The organism is Microbacterium sp. zg-YB36, assembly GCF_024623575.2.
Lineage (GTDB): Bacteria > Actinomycetota > Actinomycetes > Actinomycetales > Microbacteriaceae > Microbacterium.
Window position 1 is genome coordinate 31,889 of the sequence record NZ_JANJFD020000008.1, and the last position, 24,510, is coordinate 56,398.

Consider the following 24,510-nt stretch of genomic DNA (forward strand, 5'->3'; position numbering starts at 1 on the left):
TACTCACTCGAGCCCGCGAATACTCACTCGAGCCCGCGAATACTCACTCGGGCCCGCGAATACTCACTCGGGGGCTGGACGGCGTGGGCGGGGAGGGAAGCCCGCGGGTAGGCTGGGCTGGTGAGCATGGAGATCGAGATCGGCCGCGCCAAGCGCGCTCGCCGCGCCTACGCGTTCGACGACATCGCGGTCGTGCCCTCGCGGCGCACCCGCAACCCTGAGGACGTTTCGACGGCCTGGGCGATCGACGCATTCCAGTTCGACATCCCGGTGCTCGCGGCACCCATGGACTCGGTCGTCAGCCCGCAGACGGCCATCACGCTGGGCAAGCTCGGCGGCCTGGGCGTGCTGGACCTCGAGGGCCTGTGGACCCGCTACGACGACCCCGACCCGCTGCTGGCCGAGATCGCCACGCTCCCCGACGCCGAGGCGACCCGCCGCATGCAGGAGCTGTACTCCGAGCCGATCAAGCCCGAGCTGGTGCGTGAGCGCCTCGCCGAGATCCGCGCCGCCGGTGTCACCGTCGCCGGCGCCCTGACCCCGCAGCGCACCCAGCAGCTGTACGAGACCGTCGTGGCCGCGGGCGTTGACCTCTTCGTCATCCGCGGCACCACCGTCTCGGCCGAGCACGTCTCCAGCGTCGAGGCCCCGCTGAACCTCAAGAAGTTCATCTACGACCTCGACGTCCCCGTCATCGTCGGCGGAGCATCCACCTACACCGCGTCGCTGCACCTCATGCGCACCGGCGCCGCCGGCGTGCTGGTCGGCTTCGGCGGGGGAGCGGCCTCCACTACGCGCGGCACCCTCGGCATCCACGCCCCCATGGCCACCGCCGTCGCCGACGTCGCCGGCGCACGCCGCGACTACCTCGACGAATCGGGCGGGCGCTATGTGCACGTCATCGCCGACGGCGGCGTCGGCACCTCGGGCGACATCGTCAAGGCACTCGCGATGGGAGCGGATGCCGTGATGCTGGGCGTCGCCCTCGCCCGTGCCACCGATGCGCCCGGCCGTGGCTACCACTGGGGCCCGGAGGCCCACCACCCCAAGCTTCCCCGGGGCAGCCGCATCCACGTCGAGCAGAAGATCAACCTCGAATCCGTGCTCTACGGTCCGGCTCCCGTCGCCGACGGCACCGCCAACCTCATCGGCGCACTGAAGAAGTCCATGGCGACCACCGGCTACTCGGACCTCAAGGAGTTCCAGCGCGTCGAGGTCGTCGTCGCGCCGTACTCCGCCGGATGACCGAGAACGCCCCACAGGCGGCGGGGGACGTGGCATCGGCCGCCGCCCCCGAGGTCTTCCCGCCCACCCTGCGCGAGGTGCTGCTGCGCCCGTGGTGGCTCGGCATGCTCGGCGTCGCACTGGTGATCGCCGGGGTGTTCGCGTGGCTCGGGCAGTGGCAGCTGGGCAGCGCGATCGACACCGACCCGCCGCCGGCCGGCATGAACGAGCAGGTGCGCCCGCTGGCCGAGGTCACGGAGCCGGGTCAGTACCTGCCGGAGCCGCTGGTCGGTCAGATGGTCGAGGCGTCCGGCCGCTGGATCGCCGGGGACTTCATCCCGGTGGCATCCCGCTTCAACGAAGGGGTCGAGGGGTACTGGGTCACCGGTCAGCTGCGGCTGGACGCGGACACGACCGGGTCGGCGCAACCCACATCGCTGGCGGTGGCCGTTGGCTGGGCGCCCACGCGCGAAGCCGCGGACGCCGCGATCGAGGCGCTCGAGGCCGAGGTCGCGCAGGACCCGGATGCCACGGTGCACGTCACCGGCCGGCTGATCTCCGACGAGGGCCCCGGCGTGCCGCCTGCGGGCGCCGACCCGCAGACCATGACGCGCATGTCCCCGGCTGCGCTGCTCTCGCACTGGCACGACATCGAGGGGCTGGACGTGTACCGCGCCTACCTCACCTCGAGCGAGCCGTTCGGCGGGCTGACAGGCATCCACTCGCCTGCCCCGGAAGAGGGCTCGACGGTCAACTGGCTCAACATCTTCTACGCGGCCGAGTGGGTCGTCTTCGCCGGGTTCGCGTTCTACATGTGGTACCGCCTGGCTCGCGACGCCTGGGAGAAAGAGGTCGAGTCTCTCGAGGAGTCCGCCCCTCCCGCACCGTGAAACGACAGCTGGTCGCCGAGACGATGGGAGCTTCCCAGGGTCTCGGCGACCAGGTGTGGTCTCAGCGTCTGGCGGGTCGCGGCACGCGGCGGGCACTCAAGCCGCGCCGGTAGGATGGAGGCCATGCCGGCACCCAAACTCGCCTCTTTCCCGGCGATCCGTGGGGCCCTGCGGTTCTACCAGATCGCCTCGGTCATCACCGGCGTCGGCCTGCTGCTGCTGTGCGCCGAGATGATCCTCAAGTACACGCCGCTGGCGGTCGAGGTGTTCCTGGGCGGATCCGGTGGCCTGCTGTGGCTCGCGCCCGTCGTCCCCGGCCCCGAAGGGGAGCTGCTGTCCACCGGCGACGGCGTGAACCTGTCGCTGGGGATCCTCATCGTCCACGGCTGGTTCTACGTCGTGTACCTGTTCGCCTGCTTCCGCATCTGGAGCCTCATGCGGTGGCCGTTCTGGCGCTTCCTACTGCTGGCATGCGGCGGCATCGTGCCGCTGCTGTCCTTCTTCATGGAGACCCGCGTCGCCCGCGATGTGCGGGCCTACCTCGCCCAGCGCGAGGCCGACGCTGCGGCATCCGACCCCATCCCCGCCACGGAAGGCACCCGTTGACCTCGCAGACCGACTCGTCCCAGCGTCCCGTCCTGGTCGTCGACTTCGGCGCGCAGTATGCGCAGCTGATCGCGCGCCGCGTGCGCGAAGCAGGCGTCTACAGCGAGATCGTCCCTCATACCGCGACCGCGGCGGAGATCGCCGCGAAGGAGCCGGTGGGGATCATCCTGTCCGGCGGCCCGTCGTCGGTGTACGACCCGGGCGCCCCCTCGCTGGATCCCGAGGTGTTCGATCTCGGGGTGCCGACCCTCGGCATCTGCTACGGCTTCCAGGTGATGGCACAGACGCTCGGCGGCGAGGTCGCCAACACCGGACTGCGCGAGTACGGCGCGACGGATGCCACGCTCACCGGTGACGGCGGCGTGCTGCTGGGCGGCCAGCCGGCCGCGCAGAACGTGTGGATGAGCCACGGCGACCAGGTCGCCGCCGCGCCCGCCGGTTTCGACGTGCTCGCCTCCACCGCGGCGACCCCCGTTGCCGCCTTCGGCAGCGACGAGCGACGCCTGTACGGCGTGCAGTGGCATCCGGAGGTCAAGCACACCGACCACGGCCAGAACGTGCTGGAGAACTTCCTGCACAAGGCCGCCGGCCTTGCCGCCGACTGGAACAGCGGCAACGTCATCGCCGAGCAGGTGGCGAAGATCCGCGCCCAGGTCGGCACCTCGCGTGTCATCTGCGGGCTGTCCGGCGGTGTCGACTCCGCCGTGGCTGCCGCCCTCGTGCACGAAGCCGTCGGCGACCAGCTGGTGTGCATCTTCGTGGACCACGGTCTGCTGCGAAAGGGCGAGCGGGAGCAGGTCGAGCAGGACTACGTCGCCTCGACCGGCGTGCGCCTGGTCACCGTCGACGCGCGCGAGCAGTTCCTGACGGCGCTTTCGGGAGTGAGCGACCCGGAGCAGAAGCGCAAGATCATCGGGCGCGAGTTCATCCGCTCGTTCGAGCAGGCCGAAGCCGCGCTGGTCGCGGAGGCCGAGGCCGACGGCGAGCCCATCCGGTTCCTGGTGCAGGGGACGCTGTACCCCGACGTCGTCGAATCCGGCGGGGGCTCGGGCACCGCGAACATCAAGAGCCACCACAACGTGGGCGGTCTTCCCGAGGACCTGCAGTTCGAGCTCGTCGAGCCGCTGCGGACCCTCTTCAAGGACGAGGTGCGCGCGATCGGCCGGGAGCTCGGTCTTCCCGAGGTCATCGTCGGTCGCCAGCCGTTTCCGGGCCCCGGCCTCGGCATCCGGATCGTGGGTGAGGTCACCGCTGACCGCCTCGAGATTCTGCGTGACGCCGACGCCATCGCTCGCGAAGAGCTGACGAGGGCGGGGCTGGACGACGAGATCTGGCAGTGCCCCGTGGTGCTGCTGGCCGACGTCCGCTCGGTGGGCGTGCAGGGCGACGGCCGCACCTACGGTCACCCCATCGTGCTGCGTCCGGTCTCGTCGGAGGACGCGATGACGGCCGACTGGACGCGTCTGCCCTACGACGTGTTGTCGAAGATCTCCAATCGCATCACCAACGAGGTGCGCGAGGTCAACCGGGTGGTGCTCGACGTGACGAGCAAGCCCCCGGGGACCATCGAGTGGGAGTGAATCGGTGACGGATGCCGCGGCCTGAGGGTCGCGGCATCCGTCGTTTCCGGGCGGGTGCGTCGGAATTCAGGCTGTGCGGCATCCGCGCGGCGGGTTCGGGGGTATCCGGTGCTCTCAGCCTGAATTCCGACGCGGCCTCGGGGGAGACCCAGCGCCGTGGGGGAGGATGGAGGGATGAGTGAACCCGCGCTGCCCGACGCCGAGTACCTCGTCCTGGCGAGCAGGCTGATCCCCGACCGCGACGGCGGATTCACCATCTCGGTGCTGCGCCGCGCGCTGGACATGGCTGCCGCCGGCGCCCGGGTACGGCTGTTGACAGTGGACCCCGGCGACCAGGCCGACCACGACCGGGACCGCGCCGAATGGGTGCGCCGGGGGTTGCTCGGCGCCCCCGAAGACCTGCGCAACCTCTTCGACGACGCACGGACGGATGCCGGCTGGCTGCGGGCCGCCGCGCTGCCGCTGCCCGTCCCGGCACACGACAACGACACCCGCGCGATCGCCGATGCCGCCGAGCGCACCGTGTTGGATCTCCCGGTGATAACCGGCGACCCGGCGTGGCATCTGAGTCAGGCTCCCGTCGTGGTGTGGGACGCCGACGGCCGCGAGCCGGTCGGCTGGCTCCCCGGCTTCGGCGGGCTGTACCGCGCGTGGCTGAACGCCCTCGCTGCGGCATCCGTCGGTCCGGTCGTCGTGGTCTGCGAGGCGCGGCAGGTGGGCGAAGTGCTCGTCGCCGACGCAGCGCCGCTGCTGGACGGCGGCATCCGGCTGCTGCACACGACGCACGCGTGCCACGTGCTGGCGCCCTTCACCTGGGACGCGCCGATGGATGCCGCGTGGACGCGGTGGCTGGACATCGCCGACCGGTTCGACGGCGTGCTGTGGCTGACCCCCAGCCAGCAGGCCGACGTGGAGCGCCGGGTGAGCGGCATCCGCTCCTCGGTCGTGCCGCATCCGGCACCCTCGGGGTTGACGAACGACCCGGTGCGGGGGCGCATCGTGATGCTCAACACGCTGATCCCGCGCAAGCGCGTGGCCGATGCCGTGCGGGCGCTCGCGGCGGTGCGGGTGTCAGTGCCGCACGCCGAGCTGCACGTGTACGGGGACGGTCCCGAGCGCGCTGCGCTGGCGGAACTGGCCGAGTCCCTCGGCATCGGCGACGCGGTGCTGTTGCACGGTCATGCTCCCGACCCCGAGGCGGCGTGGGCGACGGCGGACCTGTTCGTGCTCACGAGCACGAACGAGGGGCAGCCGCTGGTGCTACTCGAAGCCCTCGGCCACGGCGTGCCGGTGGTCTCGTACGACATCCCCTACGGCCCGCGCGACACGCTCGCCCGCGGCGGCGGCATGCTCGTCCCCGACGGGGACGTGGACGCACTCGCGGGGGCGCTGACCGCGCTGCTCACCGGCCCCGGAGTCCGGGAGTGGCTCTCGGATGCCGGCCGCTCCGCCGCCGCCGCGATGGATGCCGCCGCCTCGATGCGCGCCCTCGGCGCCGCGGCCCGCTCCGCGCTGTCGTCCCCGTCCCCGCGCCCCGGCCGCGTCCCCAGCCCGTGAAACCACTGCTGGTCGCCGAGACAGTGGGAACTTCCCATCGTTTCGGCGACCAGCAGTGGTCTCAGCGATTCGGGCCGGGGAAGGCCCCCGGGAACGACGAAGGGGCCGCCCGGTGGGCGGCCCCTTCGGGGTGAAGCGGATGCGGGTCAGTTGCTGCCGCGGACGATCGCGAGGATCCGCAGGATCTCGACGTACAGCCAGACGACCGTGACCATGATGCCGAAGGCACCCATCCAGCCGAACTTGCGGGGAGCGCCGTTGCGCACGCCCTGCTGCACCTGGTCGAAGTCCAGCACCAGCGAGTAGGCGGCCATGATGACCACGAGCACGCCGATGATGAGGCCGAGCGGGATGCCCATGATCGTGGCGCTGTGCAGGCCAAACATCATGTCGCCGGGGATCACGCCGAAGAGCATGAGGCCGACGTTCAGCAGCGAGAAGACGAGGTAGCCGCCCATGGCGATCATGAAGATCTTGGTGGCCTTCTTCGACGCGCGCACCTTGCCGCTGGCGAAGAGGGCGAGCGTCACGCCCACGACCGCGAGGGTCGCCAGCGTCGCCTGCATCACGATGCCGGGGAAGATGAACTCGAAGAACGCCGAGATGCCACCGACGAACAAGCCCTCGAGTGCGGCATACGCGAAGATCAGCCCGGGGCGGATCTTCTTGCGCGAGCCGAAGATGACGGCCAGCGACAGCACGAAGCCACCGAGCGCGCCGATGATCCACGGCATCATCGTGGGCGAGGGGTTGGCGACCGTGACGGTCGACAGCGTCCAGATCCAGCCGACGACAGCCGTCACCATCAGGATCGCGAACAGGCCGACGGTCTTCAGGACGGTGTCCTCGACACTCATGCGGTCGGTCTCGATGGCGCCGGCCGGGGGAGCGGCGTACATCCCCTCGAGGTGCGCCTGGGAGGCGGCGTCGACGCCCTGGTGCTGGGCGGCGGCGAACTGGGTCTGCGTGCCGGATACGGCCGGCGGCGTCAAGCCGGGACGCTGTTCCTGGAACGCCGGGTTGGCGAATGCGGGATTGTTGAGGGCCACGTGCTCTCACACTCCAAAGTCGGGGTTGGGGACACAGCGCCATGCTGTGTGCACTCCACAGTATCTGAACGGCGTGGTATGAGGACGGGTATATCGCTGAGAGCGAGCAATCAACCGGATACCGGGGCTCGTAGCCCTCGCCGCGTAGCCTTGATGGATGCCTCGCACACGCCCGCTCGTCATCGGCCACCGTGGCGCACCGGGCTACCGTCCCGAGCACAGCCGGTCCTCGTACGACCTCGCGCTGGAGCTGGGTGTGGACGGCGTGGAGCCGGACATCGTGGTCAGCCGCGATGGGGTGCTGGTCGTGCGGCACGAGAACGAGATCTCCGGCACGACCGACGTCGCAGACCGCCCCGAGTATGCCGACCGTCGCACCACCAAGACGATCGACGGCGCGGAGCTGACCGGCTGGTTCACCGAGGACTTCACCTGGGAGGAGCTGTCGGGGCTGCGCTGCCGCGAGCGACTGCCGAAGCTGCGTCCCGCCAGCGCGACCTTCGACGACGAGCAGCCGGTGATGCGACTGCGCGAGGTGCTCGACCTCGTCCGCGACGCCTCCTACGCACAGGGGCGCGAGATCGCGGTGGTGCTGGAGATCAAGCACGCCACCTACTTCGGCTCCCTCGGCTGGGACATGCCGCAGCTCATCGCCGAGGAGTTGCGCGCCGCCGGCTGGGCCGATGGCCGGCTGCCGCTGATCGTCGAGTCGTTCGAGTCGACCGTGCTGGCAGGACTGCAGGGGCGCGGCATCCGTGCGTCCTACATCTATCTGCTCGAAGCGGCGGGCAAGCCGTTCGACCTGGTCACCGCGCACGGCGGCGAGGCGCCCACCTATCGGCAGACCGCGTCGCCGGAGGGTTTGGATCAGCTGGTGAACCTGGTCGACGGCATCAGCGTCGACAAGCGCATGATCCTCGGTCCCGACAAGCTCGGTCATGCGAAGGGCCCCACGACACTGGTCGCCGACGCGCACGCGCGCGGGCTGCGGGTGTTCACCTGGACCGCGCGCCCCGAGAACGCGTTCCTCGTCGGCCAGTTCCGCGGCCGCGGCGGCAAGGCCGCGTTCGGCGACTATGAGGGGGAGTGGCAGCTGCTGGTGGATGCCGACGTCGACGGCGTCTTCGTCGACCACCCGGACCTCGGCGTCGCGTTCTTCCACGGCGCCTGACCGGACCCTGACCGGCGCCTGACCCCCGCCTGACCGGCCGGCGCCGCGCCGATTCCGCAGATCCGGGGCGCAATCCTGTGGATCCGCTATGGTGGCGCTCGTGACCACACCCGGAATAGTGGCGCGCGGGGTGCGCCGGTCGTTCGGCAACGTGCATGCGGTGCGCGATGTGACCCTCGAGGCGCGGCAGGGAGCGGTCACGGGCCTGGTCGGCCCCAACGGCTCCGGCAAGACGACGCTCATGCTCATGCTCGCCTCGCTCCTGGCGCCGGATGCCGGTGAGCTGCAGATCGGCGGGGTGGATCCCATCGCCGACCCGGCGCAGGCGCGCGGGATGCTCGGCTGGATGCCCGACGCGCTGGGTGCCTGGCCAGCCCTCACGGCGCGCGAGACCATCGCGATCACCGGCGAGCTCTACGGCATGACGCGCGAGCAGGCGCGGGCGCGCGCGGCGCAGCTGCTGGCGGAGCTGGGCTTGGAGCCGCTCGCGGATGCACCGGCCAAAGTGCTCTCGCGCGGCCAGAAGCAGAAGCTGGCGCTGGCCCGGGCGCTCGTGCACGATCCCCGCATCCTGCTGCTGGACGAGCCGGCCTCGGGGCTGGACCCGCAGGCGCGCATCGATCTGCGCGTGCTGCTGCGCCGCTTCGCCGCGGAGGGGCGCACGGTGCTCATCTCCAGTCACGTGCTCTCCGAGCTCGAAGAGGTCATCGACGACGCGGTGTTCATGGTCGCCGGCGAAACGGTGAGCTCGGAGCGGGTGGCCGCCGCTGCGTCCCGCGTGCGTACCTGGCGCATCCGCCTCGCCGACCGCGAAGGCAACGCCGCTGTGGTGCCCGTCGCCGCTGCGCTCGGCCTGGATCCCGGCATCCTGCCCGTCGACCGGCGCGACGTGCTCGTCGGGTTCGCGTCCGACCCCGACGCCGCGCAGGGACTGGCGGCCCTGGTCGCTGCGGGACTGCCGGTGGCCGAGTTCTCCGCAGCCACCGGCATGCTCGAGCACACCTTCCTCGATCTGCGAGAAGGACCCGGATCGCAGGGAGGTGCCGCATGAATCTGCAGCGGATCGGCACGATCGTACGTCTGGAGCTGATCCAGCGCATGCGCTCGGTGGCCTGGTACGTCCTGCTGGGCGTGTTCGCGCTGCTCCTGGTCGGGGTCACGGCGCTGGCGTTCCTCGTGTTCGGGTCGGTCGAGGACCGCGGACCAGGCGTCTACTCGACCGTCGTGTTCATCACGCTGCTGCTCGCGGTGCTGGTCTCGCCCACTCTCAGTGGCAACTCCATCAACGGCGATCGGGATGCCGCCACCCTCGCGCCGGTGCAGGTGACGGCCGCCACGACGGGGGAGATCCTGACGGGCAAGTTCCTGGCGGCGTGGGGCACGGGGCTCGCGTTCGCCGTGGTCGCCGTGCCGTTCCTGGTGATCGCGACCCTCGCGGGAGGGGTGAGCGGCTGGACCGTGCTGGTGTCGTTCGTGGTGCTGATCATCGAGATCGGGGTCATCTCCGCCATCGGCGTCGCCCTCAGCGGCATCCTCGCCCGTCCGCTGTTCTCGGTCGCGACGACCTACCTGGTCGTCGCCGCGCTGACGGTGGGCACCCTGATCGTGTTCCTGCTGGTGGGGGCCAGCATCCGCACCGAGGTCACCTACTCTCACCGGATTGCGACGTACGAGGGCAACCAGGTCGAGTGCACCGACGAGTGGAACTCGTACACCTCGGAGGCGCCTCGGTTCGACACCGTCTGGTGGGTGCTGGCCGCCAATCCGTTCGTGATCCTCGCCGATGCCACGCCGACGCAGTTCGACGCGAACGGCAACGCGGTCGACCTGTTCGGTCAGGCCAAGGTCGGCGTGCGCTCGGCGCAGCGGGCACCCGAAACCGAGGTGCGCTACGACGAGTGCGCGCCGCAGCAGAACGACTACGACACGGCCGAGGAGATCATCGCCACATCCACCCCCAGCTGGTTCGTGGGGCTGGGTGTGCAACTCGTGCTCGCCGGCGGCCTGATGGGGTGGGCATACGCCCGCACCCGCACCCCCGCCCGCTCCCTCCCGCCCGGCACCCGTATCGCCTGACCCCCGCGCGGCCGAGAACGCTGAAACCACAGCTGGTCGCCGAGACGATGGGAAGTTCCCACGGTCTCGGCGACCAGCTGTGGTCTCACGGTCAGGAAGGGACGCGGCGGGGGCGGGACGGTGGCGGCGGGGACGAGAGGGCGCGGAGCGCGCGCTCCAGCGACTCGCGCAGGGTCGCGCGATCGGGTTCGGGGAAGTCGGTGGCGTACTCCACACCCTCGGGGATCCACAGCATGCCGTAGAGGGCATCGCGCCAGTCGGGGCCACCGATGGGCCACCGGGTGCGCCCGTCCCCCTCGGCGACGGCGCCCTGCGACCACACGCCGAACACTTCTTTCATCTGCTCCAGGGGCAGGTCCATGACCACATCCGCCTCGATCTTCTGCGGCGACCACGACGTCGCCACGAAGACCATCTCCGCCGCGGTTGCGGCATCCAGCTCCCGCGGGGCGAACAGCACGCGGGTGTGCTGCACGTCCACGATGCGGTCGATGCGGAACGTGCGCCAGTCCTCCCGGTCCAGATCCCACCCCAGCAGGTACCAGTTGCGGTTGGCGGGGGCCAGCAGGTGGGGTTCGACGCGGCGGGATCCCTGGACGCCGGTGACCGACGTGTAGGTGAAGCGCAGCCGCTCGTGGTCGCGGCAGGCCAGCGCCAGTTCGCTGAGCACTTCCGTCGACACCGCGGCGCCGCTGCGCACGGCGCCGGGCTGCACCGCCGCGGCCAGCGCGCCCACCCGTCGCCGCAGCGGCGCCGGCAGCACCTGCTCGAGCTTGGCCAGTGCCGTCAGCGTCGTCTCGGGGCCGCCGACCAGGCGCTGCTCGGCGGCCACCCGCAACCCCACGGCCATCGCGACGGCCTCGTCGTCGTTGAGAAGCAATGGGGGCACCGCCGACCCAGCCTCCAGCCGATAGCCACCTGCCGCGCCCGGTGCCGATTCGATGCGGTAGCCGAGTTCCCGCAGCCGATCCACGTCGCGGCGCACCGTGCGCTCGGTGACACCGAGCCGGCTGGCAAGCTCGGACCCGGACCAGTGCCGGTGCGTCTGCAGCAGATTCAAGAGCGAAAGAGCGCGTGTTGTCGTATCGGACATGGCTCGATTGTGTCCTGGATCGCGGACAGAATCTGTCCGCGTTGGCTCCTACCGTGTCGTCATGGACGAACCGATCATCGATGCGGTGGGGCTGACAAAGAAGTTCACCGTCAAGAAGAAGACCGTCGAGGCGGTCACCGACCTCACGTTCCAGGTCGCCGTGGGCGAGTTGGTGGCGTTCCTGGGTCCCAACGGCGCGGGGAAATCGACGAGCCTGCGCATGCTCACCACTCTCCTGCCGCTGACGGCGGGCGCCGCCCGGGTCGTCGGGCACGACATCGCGACGGATGCCGGTGCCGTGCGTGCCCGCATCGGCTACGTCGGGCAGCTCAACAGCGGCAGCTACGCGCAGCGGGTGCGCGACGAGCTGATCAGCCAGGGCGCGTTCTACGGCATGGCACGCGCGGCCTCGCGGGTGCGGGCGGACGAACTCATCGAGTCGGTGGATCTCGCCTCGTTCGCCACACGTTCCGTGCAGCAGCTCAGCGGCGGCCAGCGACGGCGGCTCGATATCGCCCTCGGACTCATGCACGCGCCCCCGCTGCTGTTCCTGGACGAGCCGTCCACGGGGCTCGACCCGCAGAGCCGCGCCAACCTGTGGCAGCACATCATCGATCTGCGCGCCCAGCACGGCACGACGGTGTTCCTCACGACCCACTACCTCGAAGAAGCCGACCGCTACGCCGAACGGGTCATGGTGATGGACCGGGGGCGGGTTATCGCCGACGACACCGCGAGTGCGCTGAAGGCGACGCTGGCCGGTGACGTCATCACGCTCGGGTTCGCCGACCCGGCAGACGCCGATCGCGCCGTCGCGGTGGTGCAGGCGCTGACCGATCGCGTGGTGCGGCGCGAAGGCGCGGCATCCGTGGCCCTCACCGCGCCCGACGGCGAGCGGCTGCTGCCCCGGGCGGTGCGCGCGCTGGATGCCGCCGGGGTCGTCGTGCAGCAGGCCACCGGCGTGCCGCCGACCCTCGATGACGTCTTCCTCGTGCTCACCGGACGGACGCTGCGCGAAGCGGGCGAGGGTGAACCGGTCGAACCGGTCGAACAAGAGTCGGATGCCGCCGATGCGGCACAGCAGACAGGAGCAGTCCGATGACCACCACACAGCAGTTCGTGCGTGCGAACCCCGCACGCGACACCTGGAACGTGCTCACGCGGGAGTTGCGGCCGATCGTGCGCGACCCGTTCTCGCTCATCTTCAGCCTGCTGCAGCCGCTGGTGTTCCTCGGGCTGTTCGCCCCGCTGCTGGCGGGAGCCGCCGGCGGCGACGTCGCCGAGACGCTGCGGTGGTTCGTGCCGGGGGTGCTGGTGATGATCGTGCTGTTCGGGACCGGCGCCACCGGCTCCAACCTGCAGTACGAGATGATGACCGGCTCCCACGAGCGCACTCTGGTCGCCCCGCTGTCGCGGTCGGCGCTGCTGGTGGGCCGGGCGCTCAAGGAGATCGCCCCGATCGTGGTGCAGGCGATCATCATCGTGCTGATCGCCTGGCCGTTCGGCCTTCGCGTGGATCTGGCGGGCCTGGTGGTCGGGCTGGCGCTGCTGGCGGTGTTCGGGGTGGGGCTCGGTGCCCTGTCGTACTCCCTCGCGCTGGCGACGAAAGACCGGGAGTGGCTGTTCTGGGGAGTGCAGCAGTCGCTGATCTTCCCGCTGCTCATCCTGTCGGGCATGCTGCTGCCGCTGGATGACGGCCCGGCGTGGATGCGGGTGGTCGCCGCGGTGAACCCGGTCAACTGGGTCGTGCAGGCCGAGAGGGCACTGCTGTCGGGCGACTTCGATGCCCCGGCGGTGCTGTGGGGCTGGACCGCGGGGCTCGCGGTCGCCGTGGTGGGACTCGTGGTCGGCGTGCGGGCGATGCGCCGATCCAGCTGAGCGGATGCCGCCGCCGGTGCAACGACCGTCGGCGGCATGCTCGGCTAGGCGCCGTTGGCGACCAGCCAGCTCTCGCCGTTGACGTACCCGTTGTTGACCTGGACTTCGAGGTGCAGGTGCGCCCCGAAGGCGCGGCCGGTGGAACCGACCTGACCGATGACCTGGCCGGCGGCGACGCGGTCGCCCACCTGCACGGTGCGGGTGCCGTAGGTCATGTGGGCGTAGAGGCTCGTGACACTGGTGCCGTTGATGTTGTGGGCGACCTTGACGTAGACGCCCCAGCCTGGTCCGCTCTCGGATGACTCGATGACGACGCCGTCCGCGATGGACGAGATGGGGGTGCCGGCACCGACCATGTAGTCCACGCCCTTGTGGCCGGCATACGGTGTGCCGAAGTTGTTGAAGTACGGCAGCGGCCGCACCACGCCACCGCCTACCGGCAGTGCCGAGGCGACGGAGGAGAGCTGGCCGTTCGTGATCGCGGCAGCCAGGCGTGCGCGCTCCTGCTCGGCCCTGGCCGCCTCGATGCTGGCGAGCTCCTCCGGCGTCGTGGCCGCGTAGGACGCGCGGTTCAGGGTGATGCCATCGGTCGCCGAGGCGACGACGAGCGACTGCACCTGTGCGGCGGGCGCCTCCGCGGCGACAGCCGCGGGCGTCTGAGCCGCACCAGCCGCGGCGGGCTGGGCCGCGGTCGGCTGGGCCGCGGTCGGCTGGGCCGCGGTCGAACCCTCGACCGGGGTCAGTGCCATGGCGGGTAGCGCGGAGGTGCCGGCGAGGCTGACGACCACGGCGATCGCGAAGGCGCCTCGCGCGTTGTGCCTCGGATTGTCCGGACGCACCGCCGTTCGGGCGGTCAGTCGGGCGAAGCGGCGCGAAGGCGTGGCAGGGGTGGGGTGCTGAGTCAAAGGTTCCTCTGGGCTCGATGAGCCCTCGGGTCGGCGCCGTCGGGTCGGCGGGTTTTGTGTCGCTGCCGGTTCGCTGGCTGCGACGTCGTTGGTAACGATCCTGTCACGGTCAACCTGGACGGAGCCTCCACGCGTGCACGCATAGTCGCGCCACCGCCCATCGTCAACCGGGTGCGCATCATCGCCCGGGAACCGAAGCTGGGTCCAGAGAAGGGAGCACCGATGAGCAGCAACGTGCCCGATGACGAGCGTCCGATCGACCCCGAGGCCGATCTTCCGCCGGAGCCGGTCCAAGACGATGACCGTCTCGTCCCGCTCGATGACGAAGGGAACGTGATCGAGGGTCGCTCCGCGAGCCCCGACGACGAGTAACGGTATGGGCATCGACACCCTCAGGATCGACGACGACACCGCCGCCGGGCTGGACCTGTGGTGGCGGGCGGCGAACTACCTCTCGGTCGGCCAGATCTACCTGCTGGACAACCCGTTGCTGCGCGAGCAGCTGACCCCCGAACACGTCAAACCGCGCCTGCTCGGACACTTCGGCACCGCGCCCGGGCTCAACCTGATCTACGCCCACCTGAACCGCGCGATCATCGACCGCGCCCTCGATGTGGTCTACATCGCCGGCCCCGGCCACGGCGGGCCCGCGATGGTCGCCAATGCGTGGCTGGATGGCACCTACAGCGAACTCTTCCCCGCCGTCCGACGTGACGAGCAGGGTCTGGCCGCGCTCATGCGCCAGTTCTCCTTCCCTGGCGGCATCCCGAGTCACGCTGCACCCGAGACGCCCGGATCGATGCACGAGGGCGGGGAGCTCGGCTACTCGCTCAGCCACGCCTACGGCGCCGCGTTCGACAACCCCGGCCTGACGGTGGCGTGCGTCATCGGCGACGGCGAGGCCGAGACCGGGGCGCTTGCCACTGCGTGGCACGGCAACAAGTTCCTCAACCCGGTGACCGACGGCACGGTGCTGCCGATCCTGCATCTGAACGGCTGGAAGATCGCCAACCCCACGGTGCTCGCGCGCATCCCGCAGGACGAGCTGCTCTCGCTGCTGCGCGGCTACGGGCACGACCCGCTGCTGGCGAGCTTCGCGGTCGACGACGACCCGCTCGAGGTGCACCGCACGTTCGCCGCCGTCGTCGACGAAGCCCTCGACCGCATCGACCGCATCCGCGCCGCCGCTCGCGCGGGAGACCTGCGGCGCCCTCGTTGGCCGATGATCGTCCTGCGCTCACCCAAGGGGTGGACCGGACCGGCGGTCGTTGACGGCGAGCCCGTCGAAGGCACGTGGCGCTCCCACCAGGTGCCGGTATCGGGGGCGCGCGAGAACGAGGCGCACCTGCAGGTGCTGGCGCAGTGGCTGCGGTCGTACCGCCCGGAGGAGCTGTTCGGCCCGACGGGGGAGCCGCGCGCGGAGATCACCGCCCTGGCTCCGCCGCCGCAGCGCCGCATGAGCGCGTCACGGCACGTGCACGACGGCGTCGTGCGGCCGCTGGATCTCCCCGACTTCCGCTCGTTCCGGGTGCCGGTCACCCAGCACGGCGGCGCGGACGAGGAGAGCACCGCCGTGCTCGGCCGCTTCTTCGCGGAGGTCATGCGTCGCAATCCCGAGGACTTCCGCCTCTTCGGTCCCGACGAGATCGCCTCCAACCGGCTGGCCCCCGCCGTGTACGACGTCACCGCCAAGCAGTGGATGGCCGCGACCGAGGACGTCGACCGTGACCTCGCCCCCGCCGGCCGGGCGATGGAGGTGCTCAGCGAGCACCAGTGCCAGGGGTGGCTCGAGGGCTACCTGCTCACCGGCCGGCACGGTGTCTTCACCTCCTACGAGGCGTTCGTGCACGTGGTCGATTCGATGTTCAACCAGCATGCCAAGTGGCTCCAGTCCAGTGCCGGCATCCCGTGGCGCTCGCCGATTGCGAGCCTGAACTACCTGCTTTCCAGCCACGTCTGGAGACAGGATCACAACGGGTTCTCCCACCAGGACCCCGGGTTCCTGGACGTCGTGATGAACAAGAGCCCCGACGTGGTACGGGTGTACCTGCCATTCGATGCGAACACGCTGCTGGCCACCTACGACCGCTGCCTGCGCTCGCGGGATCTCGTCAACGTCGTGGTTGCCGGCAAACAGCCCGAACCGCAGTGGCTGGCAATGGACGACGCCATCGCCCATGTGGAACGAGGCGCCGGTGTCCTGGAGTGGGCCGGCAGCGAGACCGCGGGCCAGAGCGTCGACGTCGTGCTCGCCTGCGCGGGCGACGTGCCGACGATCGAGACGATCGCGGCGGCGTCGCTGCTGCGCGAGCACATCCCCGACCTGCGGGTGCGCGTGGTCAACGTGGTGGATCTCGGCCGGCTCCAGCCCGATACGGTGCATCCGCACGGCATGACCGACGACGACTTCGACGCGCTGTTCACCGCCGACCGCCCCATCGTCTTCGCCTTCCACGGGTACCCGTGGCTCGTGCACCGGCTGACCTACCGGCGCCGGGGGCACGACAACCTGCATGTGCGCGGGTTCCTCGAGCGGGGCACCACCACGACGCCCTTCGACATGCTGATGATGAACGACCTCGATCGGTACCACCTGGTGATGGACGTCATCGACCGCGTGCCGGGACTGGCCGATCGCTGCGGCGACGTGCGGCAGCGGATGCAGGACCTGCGGGATGCCGCGCGCAGCCACACCCGCGAGACCGGCGAGGACGTCGCCTGGGTGCGGGACTGGCGCTGGTCGCCGCAGTGAGCCGGCCGCGCTCCTCCGGCCGCCGCGCCTCGCTGGCATCCTCCGTCCGATCCGCCGGTGGCGAAGTCATGGCACTGTCGCGCCTCGTGCTGGCCGCCAAGACCGCCGTCGCCGCGGCCGTGGCCTGGTATCTCGCGCCCTTCGTGCCGTTCGCCGACGCGGACTACTCCTACTACGCGCCGATGGGGGTGCTGGTGAGCATGTACCCGACCGTCGCCGACTCGGCCCGTGCTGGGCTGCAGGCGCTCGTCGGACTTGCCATCGGCATCGTGCTGGGCTTCGGCGGGCTGGCCGTGGTCGGTGCGGGTGCGCCGGGGGTCGTCGCCATCGCGATCGTCGTCGGTGTCGGCGTCGCGCTGGGCGGCATCCGGCGGCTGGGCGTCGGGCGCGACTGGATCGCCCTGGCCGGATTGTTCGTGCTGGTGCTCGGCGGCTCGAACGCCGACGCGTTCTCGACCTCGTACCTGGTCACCATGGCGTTCGGCGTGGCGGTCGGGATCACCGCCAACTACCTTCTGGTGCCGCCGCTGTACCTGCGCGAAGCGGGGGCGCAGCTGGCGACACTGCGCGAGCGGATCGCCGACACCCTCGATCAGATGGCGGCGGGGGTGGATGCCGGCGTTCTGAAGGACGACGACCTCGTGGCCGCCGCGGAGAACCTCGCGGCCCTGGCCGAGGTGGCGGCGGAGGGCGTGCAGCAGGCGAGCCGCAGCGGACGCGGAAACCCCCGAGGGCGGCGGCGGGCCGCGGAGCAGGCTCAGCTCGAGCGGGGCTGGCGGGCCCTGCAGCGCTCGGTGCTGCTGGCGCGCGAACTGGCGGACATCCTCATCCAGCATCCGGAGGTGTACGGCCAGCCGCGCAGCGACGACGGCGTGCTGTCCGCCGCACTGCGCGCCGTCGGCACGGCCATCTCGACCGTCGCCACGGGGGAGAACGCGGCTGCGCACCTGGCCGTCGCGACGGATGCGATCGACCGGTACGTCAGGGTCGGCGCCGACCCCGATGCCCCGCAGCCGAGCCCGGCGGTCACGGTCTCGGTCTGTCTGGGGCGCCTGGTACAGCTCGCGCGATCGCTGTTGTGAGGCGACGCGAGAAGGAGCGGGTCACCCGCCGGTGCGGCCGACGGTGAATCGCCGACCGCACCGTGACGAGCTCAGACGGAGTCGTCCGCCTGCGGGTCGGGGTCGTCCCCTTCGGCCTGCGAGGGGTGCCCGATCGCGTCGTCCGTGCCCTCCGAGGGGCGGTCCGGGTCGTCGCCTTCGGCCTGACTGGGTCGCGAGATGTCACTGTCCATGCTTCTCCTCCTTCGTGCTCGAGGTCTTCTCCCTCGACGCTAACGATCCGCAGCGCACGAGGCGAAGGGATTGACGCGCGGCAGACGCCGGGGTACCGCCCGGTCGACCCGCGGCTCATGCCGTGCCCTCGCGCGCGGCGAGGGTGACCGCGGCGCGGATGCCCTCGGTCCAGGGCTCGCCATGTCCGGGGAGCACTGTGTTCGCGCCGGTCCCGGCGAGGGCTGTCAGGGCCGTGAGTGCCGAGTCCGGATCGGCCGTGGCCGCGTTGGCGACGATTCTGGGACCCGATGCGCCGGTGTAGGGGTCGAGCGTCACCAGCGCGTCGCCGGAGAGGAGGACGCCGGAGGCGGGCAGCAAGAACGCGCAGTGCCCGTCGGTGTGCCCGGGGGTGAAGACCGGCACCGGGGTGCCGGGGACATCCAGTGCACGCCCCGGCACGACGGTGCCCTCAGCCTCGACGCCCTTCACCGTGAGGGCGCCGGCTGCCGTCATGCGGGCGAGGATCGGGATGGCACGCGGATGCCGCAGCGGATACACCCAGCGGGGTGCCGCATGCCGGTACCGATACGGATGCCGCGCGAGGCGCCGGTCGCCCTCGTGCACGAAGTGCCGCACGGCGTGATCCTCCGCCAGCTGTCGCGACATGCCGACGTGGTCGAAGTGGCCGTGCGTCAGCAGCACGGCGTCGATGTCCGACGGCGTGGCATCCAGCGTCCGCAACAAGGAGACGAGATCCCGCCACATGCCGGGGAGCCCCGTGTCGACGAGAGTGAGGCCGTCGGCGCCGGCCAGCAGGTAGCAGTTCACCTGCGCGCGGGACAGCCGGTACACGCCAGGCGCGCATTCCTGCCAGGGCGTCGTGGGTGCGGTCATGTGGTCAGCCTGTGGGTCGCACCGCGCGCAGAGGAGGGTATTGCCGGGCGGTGCGGTGCGGTGATAGCGATCCGGCGCTGGCCCGTCAAGTCCGTGCAGGCGCCGGTTCTTCTTGGGACCCTTGAGCGGTCACATCTGCACAGACAGGACCCACCATGACGCTCTACGCGCCCGCCGAGACCCACGCTCCGGTTCGACCCTCCGCCCGCGGCCCCCTCGGACGTGAGATTCTGGCGCTCCTCGAAGACGAGGCGCGCGACGCCTCGAGCGTCCGCACCCTCGCCGCACAGGCGGTGGCCGCCGCCGACGACATCGCCCGCGACGACGATGTGCAGCTGAGCCTGTTCCTGCTGTACGCCCTGCATTACGGGTCGCTGGCGGACCTCCCCACGTCGCGTGAATGGGACGTCGACCTGCTCGCCGCGCGGCAGGTGCTGGAGGCCGCCTTCGAAGCCCAACTGCGCAGCGAGATCACCGTGCCCGCTGCCCCCGACCCCACGGCCGACGCCGTGGCTCGGCTGCTCTTCTCCTTCACCGCTCCCACGCCGGGCCCGAGCCTGGCGCGGTACGTCGCCAAGACGGCATCCGCTGAGCAGTTGCGGGAATTCCTGATGCACCGCAGCGTCTACACGCTGCGCGAAGCCGACCCGCACTCGTGGGCGATCCCGCGGCTGACCGGCCGGGCGAAGGCCGCGCTCATGGAGATCCAGTTCGACGAATACGGCAGCGGCGACGCGGGCCGGGCCCACGCCGGGATCTTCGCCCAGACCATGCGCGGCGCGGGGCTCGACGACACCTACGGCGTCTACGTCGACGCGGTGCCGGCGGTGACCCTCGCCTCGCTCAACATGATGTCGATGTTCGGGCTCAACCGCCGACTGCGCGGCGCGGTCGTCGGCCATCTTGCGGCGTTCGAGATGACCTCGTCGATCCCGAACAAGCACTACGGCGACGGCTTCCGCCGCAACGGCTTCGACACCGATGTCACCTGGTACTTCGACGAGCACGTCGAAGCGGATGCCGTGCACGAGCAGATCGCCGGGCGCGACATGGCCGGGGCGCTCGCCGAGGACGAGCCCGAGCTGCTCGGCGACATCCTCTTCGGCGCCGCAGCGTGCCTGGCCGTGGACGGCTGGGCGGGCGATCACATCCTTCAGGCGTGGCAGCAGGACCGCAGCGCCGTTCGGGAGGGCTGGGAACAGCACCGTGTCGCATCCTGAGCATGACCGCCTCGACGGGGAGTACGTGCTGCCGCTGCGCTGGGACGACGACGCCGGCCTGGGGGAACTGACCGACTACCTCGCGCGGTTGCGGCGCTGGGTGGACGTGACGGTCGTGGACGGGTCGGCCCCGCCACTGTTCGAGGGGCACCACGTGACCTGGCCGTTCGTGCGGCACATCCCGCCCGCAGTGGCGGGACGCAACGGCAAGGCCAGGGGAGCGGTGACCGGCATCCGGTGCTCCCGCCACGAGAAGATCGTCATCGCCGACGACGATGTGCGGTACGGCCGGCAGCAGTTGACGACGGTGCTCGACCGGCTGGATGCCGCTGATGCGGTGCGGCCGCAGAACGTGTTCGTCCCGGCGCCGTGGCACGCCCGGTGGGACACCGGCCGGAGCCTGCTCAACCGGGGCCTCGGCGGGGACTTCTCCGGCACGGTGGCGGTGCGCCGCGCGGCGCTGCCGGAGGCGGGCTACGACACCGACGTGCTGTTCGAGAACCTCGAACTGGAGCGCACGGTCCGCGCGCACGGCGGCCGGGTGGATGTGGCATCCGACGTGTATGTCGCCCGCCGCCCGCCCGAGCTGGCGAAGTTCTTCGAGCAGCGCGTGCGTCAGGCGTATGACGATCTCGCGCAGCCGGGGCGCTTGGCGCGCGAGCTGGCGCTGCTGCCGCTCATAGTGGCGTTGCTGCGCGCACGAAAGGTGTGGGGGCTGGCCGTGCTGGCCGCGGTCGTCGTCGCTGTCGCGGCGATCGGGCGTGCCCGCGCGGGCGGGCGACGGCACTTCCGTGCGACGGACTGCCTGTGGTCGGTGCCGTGGGCGATGGAGCGTGCCGTCACCGTCTGGATCGCGGTGGCGCTGCGCCTGCGCGGCGGCGTGCACTACCGCGACGGACGCATTCTTCGCGCGGCGACGCCGTTGCGCACGCTCAGGAGGGCGACATGACCGAGAACGAGACCACCATCACCGCCTACCCGGACGGGCCGCTCATCGTGCGAGGCACCGGGGTCACCTACCGCAACGAAGCGGGCGAGGAGATCCGCCAACCCCGGCGCACCGCGGCGCTGTGCCGCTGCGGAGTGTCGGCGATCAAGCCGTGGTGCGACGGCACCCACAAGCTCGTCGGCTTCACCACGACCCCGGTGCTCCCCGCCGACGCGAACCCCTGAGGCGCGGCGGGCCGGTGGTTTCCCAGGGGTGTTCGATACGCTCCTCGAATGCCTCTCTGGTGGGAACACTTGCGTAATCTGCTGTCTCTGCGCGCCCACGAGCATGCCACCCTGCCGGACCTCCGCGGGCTGGAAACGGTCCGGGCGCGCGTGGAGGGCACGCACTATCTGGCGCACGACCGGGAGCGCTCGCACGACGGCGATCGCATGTATGTGCTGCGCCGGGAGCCGCGCAACAAGCGGGACATGTCCGCGATCGCGGTCTACGCGCGGGGTCGGGCGGTCGGCTACGTTTCCGCCACGCGGGCCGCAGCGATCGCGCCCCTGCTGGACCGGCTCGGCGGCGCCGCTGTGATCAACGGGCTGGGTTCGGAATCGGGCAGCAGCCGACTGTGGGTGGACCTGCCGGAGGAAGAGGCGTTGCTCGGCTTCGTTCGCTCGTACGAGGGCGACGCGATCAGCGACGCAGCAGCACCTCCTCGCTGAAGCGTTCGAGCTTGGCGGGGTTCGCGATCGCGTAAGCCCGCGTGACCCGTCCGTCCGCGACGGTCAGGCTCACGACACCGACGAGTTCACCGCCGAGCAGCATCCGGATGCCGAACTGACCGTTGACCCACGTCACGGCCGCGACCGCCGCACCGCCTGCCTTGGCCATGCCGCCGATGAGATACCGCCCCAGGCGATCGGCGCCGACGATGGGCCGCACCGCCATCGAAGAACCCGCACCGTTCTAGTCAGCGCTCGCTCTGCGGTTCGGCGGAGTCGATCGCCGGGGGAGCGGCGGCGATGTGCGAGATCGAGCGCCACACCAGCAGCAGGGTGACCGCCGACCCCGCGAAGGCGAACCACCATGGGGCGGTCAATCCCCATGCCTGAGCGATGAGCCCGCCGAGCAGTTGCCCGATCACCAGCCCTCCGAAGACGCCGACCATGTTCACCGAGGCGATGCGCCCCTGCAGATGCAGGGGCACCAGGCGCTGCCGCACGGTGGTGGAGATCGTGCCCCAGACGAAGGCGTAGGCGCCGAACCCGAACATGAGGCCGAAGGCGACGGCGGGCACGGTCGTGAGTGCGAAGGTGAGGTGCATGAACACCTCGAGCGAGAGGCACACCCGCATGAGCGTCGCGAACGACACGTGGCGTTCGAGCCACCCGAAGCACGCCGTGCCCACCAGGCCGCCGAGGGCGGATGCCGTCGTCAGCGCACCGAACCCGAGGGCACCCATGTCGAGGTATTCGGTCGCATAGAGCACGAGGATGCTCCAGGGCGCGGCCCAGGTGACGTTGAAGACCAGGATGATGAGCACGAGCGTGCGCACCGGGGCGTTGCCGCGCAGCCACCGCAAGCCCTCCCGGATCGGATGCGGCTTCGCGCCCGTGGGCGCGGCATCCTTCGGCGGAATCGGGGTGTGCGCGATGCGTGAGATGAGGACCACGGCGAGGCTCACGCACAGGATCTGGATCGCGAACGGCCAGAAGGATCCGATGGCGAAGAGGAACGCGCCCAGCGGGGGACCGGCGAGCTGGTTGCCGACGAGATACCCGGCCTGCAGTCGCGCGTTTCCCAGACCCAGATCGGCAGGCCGCACCAGCATGGGCAGGAGCGTGCTGCCCGCCGTGTCGGCGAACACTTCCGCGGTGCCGTAGAGGAACGCGGCGGCCAGGACGATCCACACCGTGACCTGGCCGGTCGCGAGGAAGATCACGAGCCCCAGCACGATCACCGCGCGCGAACCGTTCGCGAGCATGACGAGGCGGCGTCGATCGTGGTGGTCCGCGATCGACCCTGCCAGCAGTCCGAACAGCAGCCACGGCAGGTACTGCATCATCGCGCCCGAAGCCACCAGAAGCGGAGACGAGGTCAGCGACGCGATCAGCAACGGTGACGCCGACAGCGCGATGCCGTCGCCGACGTTGCTCGTCCACGACGACCCCAGCAGCCAGCGGAAATCTTTGCCGAGTCGGCGGGGTGCGATCAGGTCGCCGAGCGAGCGCATTCCGCCAATGCTAGGGCTAACCGCTCAGGCGGATGCTTCGACGGCAGCCCCCCAGCCGTCGTAGTCGCCACGCGACCTTTCCACGACGGCGATCACTTCACTCAGGAAGCGTTCGACGGACGCGAAATCCAGCGGCTCCTCGCGGGTGGCCTGCAGAAAAGTCTGGAGGCCTCGGCGTCCGATCTCGACGCTGAATCCGCGCGATTGCAACTCGGCTCCGGCGACATTGGCGAACGCGCGGCGGCGGAAGTAGGCGAAGTGCTCCACCGGGCGTGGTACCTCGAAACGGTCATTGAGTTCCATGCGCTGCGCCTCCTGAGTGGGCCAAAGGGCCAACTGTGACTGGAGCGTGGAACTCTCGGTCGCTTGTTGCATGGAATTCTCCGTCATTTGGTAAGTATGGCCGTAAGTATCTCCCCCGTCGCCATTTATTGCGAAATCGGTCTTCTTGCGCTCGGTGCAACATGGCCGCGGTGCTGCGAATCGCCCGGCGATGCCTTGTCGAGGCTCGGGGCGGGTTGCAGACTGGCCGCATTGACGCGAGGAGTGAGCGATGGCCCATCAGGATGTTGCGACGGGGGCGACTTCGCATGTGATCAGGCCGCTCACGCCCGAGACCTTCCCGGCGTGGCTGGCGCTCGCCCAGAAGCACAACGGGGTGTGGGGCGGATGCTACTGCTCCTATTTCCACGGCGACACCGAGCGCACCGTCAAGAGCGAGTACGACGGCCCGACATTCAAGCAGCGCCTCGTGGCGGAAGGCGTCGCCCACGCCGCGCTCGTCTTCGACGGCGAGGACGCCATCGCGTGGTGTCAGTACGGCAGCCCGGACGAATTGCCGGGCATCTATCACCGCAAGCAGTACGACGCGGGCGAGACCAATCCGGCCCCGTGGCGCATCACCTGCTTCTTCGTCGATCGCGACCACCGACGTTCGGGAGTGGCGTGCGAGGCGCTGGACGGCGCGCTCGAGCTGATCGCGCAGGCCGGCGGGGGCGAGGTCGTCTCGTTCCCCAACGAGCTCGCGCCAGGCAAGCGGACGTCATCGTCGTTCCTCCACAACGGCACCCGGGCCATGTTCGAGAAGGCGGGATTCGCGTTCGAGCGCCACATCGGCAAGAGCAAGACAGTGATGCGTAAGACGGTGCTGCCCGCCCTCGGCTGAGACTGT

Annotated in this window: 26 protein-coding genes; 18 read left to right on the forward strand and 8 right to left on the reverse strand. The window is 70.4% G+C overall.

What is annotated here, in order from left to right:
• The first annotated feature begins 126 nt into the window (after positions 1 to 126).
• The 5 genes from NQ151_RS12565 (at position 127) to NQ151_RS12585 (ending at position 5,857) form a co-directional block, all read left to right on the forward strand.
• Positions 127 to 1,245: a GuaB3 family IMP dehydrogenase-related protein gene (locus tag NQ151_RS12565; RefSeq protein ID WP_257509227.1), complete on the forward strand. Its 1,119-nt coding sequence runs from the start codon at positions 127 to 129 to the stop codon at positions 1,243 to 1,245.
• A complete protein-coding gene (locus NQ151_RS12570) occupies positions 1,242 to 2,114 on the forward strand; it encodes an SURF1 family protein (RefSeq protein ID WP_257528301.1) in 873 nt (290 codons plus the stop codon). Before NQ151_RS12565 ends, NQ151_RS12570 begins: the two co-directional genes overlap by 4 nt.
• 123 nt (positions 2,115 to 2,237) lie before the next feature.
• Positions 2,238 to 2,720 (forward strand): DUF3817 domain-containing protein, encoded by a 483-nt coding sequence (locus NQ151_RS12575; protein ID WP_257509199.1) that lies wholly within the window; start codon positions 2,238 to 2,240, stop codon positions 2,718 to 2,720.
• Positions 2,717 to 4,300, forward strand: a complete 1,584-nt coding sequence (guaA, locus tag NQ151_RS12580) for a glutamine-hydrolyzing GMP synthase (RefSeq protein WP_257528302.1) — start codon at positions 2,717 to 2,719, stop codon at positions 4,298 to 4,300. The genes NQ151_RS12575 and guaA overlap by 4 nt, the downstream gene beginning before the upstream one ends.
• Before the next feature lie 174 nt (positions 4,301 to 4,474).
• On the forward strand, positions 4,475 to 5,857 hold the full coding sequence (locus NQ151_RS12585) for a glycosyltransferase (RefSeq protein WP_257528303.1): 1,383 nt from the start codon (positions 4,475 to 4,477) through the stop codon (positions 5,855 to 5,857).
• A 146-nt stretch (positions 5,858 to 6,003) separates the two neighbouring features.
• On the opposite strand, the gene NQ151_RS12590 is transcribed toward NQ151_RS12585, so the two are convergent.
• Positions 6,004 to 6,906 (reverse strand): Bax inhibitor-1/YccA family protein, encoded by a 903-nt coding sequence (locus tag NQ151_RS12590; RefSeq protein ID WP_257509202.1) that lies wholly within the window; start codon positions 6,904 to 6,906, stop codon positions 6,004 to 6,006.
• A 157-nt stretch (positions 6,907 to 7,063) separates the two neighbouring features.
• Here NQ151_RS12590 and NQ151_RS12595 point away from each other — a divergent pair, with 157 nt between their 5' ends.
• The 3 genes from NQ151_RS12595 (at position 7,064) to NQ151_RS12605 (ending at position 10,153) form a co-directional block, all read left to right on the forward strand.
• Positions 7,064 to 8,077, forward strand: a complete 1,014-nt coding sequence (locus NQ151_RS12595; RefSeq protein WP_257509203.1) for a glycerophosphodiester phosphodiesterase family protein — start codon at positions 7,064 to 7,066, stop codon at positions 8,075 to 8,077.
• A 100-nt stretch (positions 8,078 to 8,177) separates the two neighbouring features.
• Entirely contained in the window at positions 8,178 to 9,128 is a 951-nt protein-coding gene (locus tag NQ151_RS12600; RefSeq protein WP_257528304.1) for an ABC transporter ATP-binding protein, read from the forward strand.
• On the forward strand, positions 9,125 to 10,153 hold the full coding sequence (locus NQ151_RS12605) for an ABC transporter permease (RefSeq protein ID WP_257528305.1): 1,029 nt from the start codon (positions 9,125 to 9,127) through the stop codon (positions 10,151 to 10,153). Before NQ151_RS12600 ends, NQ151_RS12605 begins: the two co-directional genes overlap by 4 nt.
• Before the next feature lie 91 nt (positions 10,154 to 10,244).
• Here the strand turns inward: NQ151_RS12605 and NQ151_RS12610 are convergent, their stop codons facing one another.
• The gene (locus NQ151_RS12610; RefSeq protein WP_257528306.1) at positions 10,245 to 11,246 is read right to left on the reverse strand and encodes a helix-turn-helix transcriptional regulator; all 1,002 of its coding nucleotides are present in this window, start codon (positions 11,244 to 11,246) and stop codon (positions 10,245 to 10,247) included.
• Between the two features lie 61 nt (positions 11,247 to 11,307).
• Between NQ151_RS12610 and NQ151_RS12615 the strand changes: the two genes are divergently transcribed.
• On the forward strand, positions 11,308 to 12,348 hold the full coding sequence (locus NQ151_RS12615; protein WP_257528307.1) for an ATP-binding cassette domain-containing protein: 1,041 nt from the start codon (positions 11,308 to 11,310) through the stop codon (positions 12,346 to 12,348).
• Positions 12,345 to 13,124, forward strand: a complete 780-nt coding sequence (locus NQ151_RS12620; protein WP_257528308.1) for an ABC transporter permease — start codon at positions 12,345 to 12,347, stop codon at positions 13,122 to 13,124. The genes NQ151_RS12615 and NQ151_RS12620 overlap by 4 nt, the downstream gene beginning before the upstream one ends.
• A gap of 44 nt (positions 13,125 to 13,168) precedes the next feature.
• Here NQ151_RS12620 and NQ151_RS12625 read toward each other — a convergent pair whose 3' ends face one another.
• Positions 13,169 to 13,873: a M23 family metallopeptidase gene (locus NQ151_RS12625; protein ID WP_257528309.1), complete on the reverse strand. Its 705-nt coding sequence runs from the start codon at positions 13,871 to 13,873 to the stop codon at positions 13,169 to 13,171.
• Between the two features lie 378 nt (positions 13,874 to 14,251).
• Between NQ151_RS12625 and NQ151_RS12630 the strand changes: the two genes are divergently transcribed.
• The 3 genes from NQ151_RS12630 to NQ151_RS12640 all read left to right on the forward strand — a co-directional run bounded on the left by NQ151_RS12630 (position 14,252) and on the right by NQ151_RS12640 (position 17,863).
• Positions 14,252 to 14,401, forward strand: coding sequence for a hypothetical protein (locus tag NQ151_RS12630; RefSeq protein WP_257509210.1), 150 nt, complete (start codon positions 14,252 to 14,254; stop codon positions 14,399 to 14,401).
• Between the two features lie 4 nt (positions 14,402 to 14,405).
• On the forward strand, positions 14,406 to 16,781 hold the full coding sequence (locus NQ151_RS12635) for a phosphoketolase family protein (protein WP_257528310.1): 2,376 nt from the start codon (positions 14,406 to 14,408) through the stop codon (positions 16,779 to 16,781).
• Between the two features lie 68 nt (positions 16,782 to 16,849).
• Positions 16,850 to 17,863, forward strand: coding sequence for an aromatic acid exporter family protein (locus tag NQ151_RS12640; protein WP_257509212.1), 1,014 nt, complete (start codon positions 16,850 to 16,852; stop codon positions 17,861 to 17,863).
• Between the two features lie 71 nt (positions 17,864 to 17,934).
• Here NQ151_RS12640 and NQ151_RS12645 read toward each other — a convergent pair whose 3' ends face one another.
• Both NQ151_RS12645 and NQ151_RS12650 read right to left on the reverse strand, forming a co-directional pair.
• Positions 17,935 to 18,075: a hypothetical protein gene (locus NQ151_RS12645; RefSeq protein ID WP_257509213.1), complete on the reverse strand. Its 141-nt coding sequence runs from the start codon at positions 18,073 to 18,075 to the stop codon at positions 17,935 to 17,937.
• Positions 18,076 to 18,190: 115 nt separating this feature from the next.
• Entirely contained in the window at positions 18,191 to 18,949 is a 759-nt protein-coding gene (locus NQ151_RS12650) for an MBL fold metallo-hydrolase (protein ID WP_257528311.1), read from the reverse strand.
• A gap of 155 nt (positions 18,950 to 19,104) precedes the next feature.
• On the opposite strand from NQ151_RS12650, the gene NQ151_RS12655 reads away from it, so the two are divergent.
• From NQ151_RS12655 to NQ151_RS12670, 4 genes are read left to right on the forward strand one after another with little or no spacing between them, the layout of a single operon-like run.
• Positions 19,105 to 20,169, forward strand: a complete 1,065-nt coding sequence (locus NQ151_RS12655; protein WP_257528312.1) for an iron-containing redox enzyme family protein — start codon at positions 19,105 to 19,107, stop codon at positions 20,167 to 20,169.
• A complete protein-coding gene (locus NQ151_RS12660) occupies positions 20,156 to 21,118 on the forward strand; it encodes a glycosyltransferase family 2 protein (RefSeq protein ID WP_257528313.1) in 963 nt (320 codons plus the stop codon). Before NQ151_RS12655 ends, NQ151_RS12660 begins: the two co-directional genes overlap by 14 nt.
• The gene (locus NQ151_RS12665; RefSeq protein ID WP_257509217.1) at positions 21,115 to 21,342 is read left to right on the forward strand and encodes a CDGSH iron-sulfur domain-containing protein; all 228 of its coding nucleotides are present in this window, start codon (positions 21,115 to 21,117) and stop codon (positions 21,340 to 21,342) included. The genes NQ151_RS12660 and NQ151_RS12665 overlap by 4 nt, the downstream gene beginning before the upstream one ends.
• 48 nt (positions 21,343 to 21,390) lie before the next feature.
• Positions 21,391 to 21,828, forward strand: a complete 438-nt coding sequence (locus NQ151_RS12670; RefSeq protein ID WP_257509218.1) for an HIRAN domain-containing protein — start codon at positions 21,391 to 21,393, stop codon at positions 21,826 to 21,828.
• Here the strand turns inward: NQ151_RS12670 and NQ151_RS12675 are convergent.
• Genes NQ151_RS12675 through NQ151_RS12685 form a run of 3 tightly spaced genes read right to left on the reverse strand, consistent with a single transcriptional unit; the run spans position 21,800 to position 23,729 of the window.
• Positions 21,800 to 22,054 carry a sigma-70 family RNA polymerase sigma factor family protein gene (locus NQ151_RS12675; protein WP_257528314.1) on the reverse strand — a complete coding sequence of 85 codons (255 nt, stop codon included), beginning with the start codon at positions 22,052 to 22,054 and terminating at the stop codon, positions 21,800 to 21,802. The genes NQ151_RS12670 and NQ151_RS12675 overlap by 29 nt on opposite strands.
• A 22-nt stretch (positions 22,055 to 22,076) precedes the next feature.
• The gene (locus NQ151_RS12680) at positions 22,077 to 23,339 is read right to left on the reverse strand and encodes an MFS transporter (RefSeq protein WP_257528315.1); all 1,263 of its coding nucleotides are present in this window, start codon (positions 23,337 to 23,339) and stop codon (positions 22,077 to 22,079) included.
• 24 nt (positions 23,340 to 23,363) lie between these two features.
• Positions 23,364 to 23,729 (reverse strand): ribonuclease E inhibitor RraB, encoded by a 366-nt coding sequence (locus NQ151_RS12685; RefSeq protein ID WP_257509232.1) that lies wholly within the window; start codon positions 23,727 to 23,729, stop codon positions 23,364 to 23,366.
• 163 nt (positions 23,730 to 23,892) lie between these two features.
• On the opposite strand from NQ151_RS12685, the gene NQ151_RS12690 reads away from it, so the two are divergent.
• The gene (locus NQ151_RS12690) at positions 23,893 to 24,504 is read left to right on the forward strand and encodes a GNAT family N-acetyltransferase (RefSeq protein ID WP_257528316.1); all 612 of its coding nucleotides are present in this window, start codon (positions 23,893 to 23,895) and stop codon (positions 24,502 to 24,504) included.
• Positions 24,505 to 24,510 lie beyond the last annotated feature (6 nt).

Bases quoted from the DNA above. Each gene is read 5' to 3' on its own strand.
- NQ151_RS12565 (WP_257509227.1), top strand. From the start codon at position 127: ATGGAGATCGAGATCGGCCGCGCCAAGCGCGCTCGCCGCGCCTACGCG.
- NQ151_RS12570 (WP_257528301.1), top strand. From the start codon at position 1,242: ATGACCGAGAACGCCCCACAGGCGGCGGGGGACGTGGCATCGGCCGCC.
- NQ151_RS12575 (WP_257509199.1), top strand. From the start codon at position 2,238: ATGCCGGCACCCAAACTCGCCTCTTTCCCGGCGATCCGTGGGGCCCTG.
- NQ151_RS12585 (WP_257528303.1), top strand. From the start codon at position 4,475: ATGAGTGAACCCGCGCTGCCCGACGCCGAGTACCTCGTCCTGGCGAGC.
- NQ151_RS12595 (WP_257509203.1), top strand. From the start codon at position 7,064: ATGCCTCGCACACGCCCGCTCGTCATCGGCCACCGTGGCGCACCGGGC.
- NQ151_RS12605 (WP_257528305.1), top strand. From the start codon at position 9,125: ATGAATCTGCAGCGGATCGGCACGATCGTACGTCTGGAGCTGATCCAG.
- NQ151_RS12610 (WP_257528306.1), bottom strand. From the start codon at position 11,246: ATGTCCGATACGACAACACGCGCTCTTTCGCTCTTGAATCTGCTGCAG.
- NQ151_RS12615 (WP_257528307.1), top strand. From the start codon at position 11,308: ATGGACGAACCGATCATCGATGCGGTGGGGCTGACAAAGAAGTTCACC.
- NQ151_RS12620 (WP_257528308.1), top strand. From the start codon at position 12,345: ATGACCACCACACAGCAGTTCGTGCGTGCGAACCCCGCACGCGACACC.
- NQ151_RS12625 (WP_257528309.1), bottom strand. From the start codon at position 13,873: ATGGCACTGACCCCGGTCGAGGGTTCGACCGCGGCCCAGCCGACCGCG.
- NQ151_RS12630 (WP_257509210.1), top strand. From the start codon at position 14,252: ATGAGCAGCAACGTGCCCGATGACGAGCGTCCGATCGACCCCGAGGCC.
- NQ151_RS12635 (WP_257528310.1), top strand. From the start codon at position 14,406: ATGGGCATCGACACCCTCAGGATCGACGACGACACCGCCGCCGGGCTG.
- NQ151_RS12640 (WP_257509212.1), top strand. From the start codon at position 16,850: ATGGCACTGTCGCGCCTCGTGCTGGCCGCCAAGACCGCCGTCGCCGCG.
- NQ151_RS12645 (WP_257509213.1), bottom strand. From the start codon at position 18,075: ATGGACAGTGACATCTCGCGACCCAGTCAGGCCGAAGGCGACGACCCG.
- NQ151_RS12650 (WP_257528311.1), bottom strand. From the start codon at position 18,949: ATGACCGCACCCACGACGCCCTGGCAGGAATGCGCGCCTGGCGTGTAC.
- NQ151_RS12655 (WP_257528312.1), top strand. From the start codon at position 19,105: ATGACGCTCTACGCGCCCGCCGAGACCCACGCTCCGGTTCGACCCTCC.
- NQ151_RS12665 (WP_257509217.1), top strand. From the start codon at position 21,115: ATGACCGAGAACGAGACCACCATCACCGCCTACCCGGACGGGCCGCTC.
- NQ151_RS12670 (WP_257509218.1), top strand. From the start codon at position 21,391: ATGCCTCTCTGGTGGGAACACTTGCGTAATCTGCTGTCTCTGCGCGCC.
- NQ151_RS12675 (WP_257528314.1), bottom strand. From the start codon at position 22,054: ATGGCGGTGCGGCCCATCGTCGGCGCCGATCGCCTGGGGCGGTATCTC.
- NQ151_RS12680 (WP_257528315.1), bottom strand. From the start codon at position 23,339: ATGCGCTCGCTCGGCGACCTGATCGCACCCCGCCGACTCGGCAAAGAT.
- NQ151_RS12685 (WP_257509232.1), bottom strand. From the start codon at position 23,729: ATGACGGAGAATTCCATGCAACAAGCGACCGAGAGTTCCACGCTCCAG.
- NQ151_RS12690 (WP_257528316.1), top strand. From the start codon at position 23,893: ATGGCCCATCAGGATGTTGCGACGGGGGCGACTTCGCATGTGATCAGG.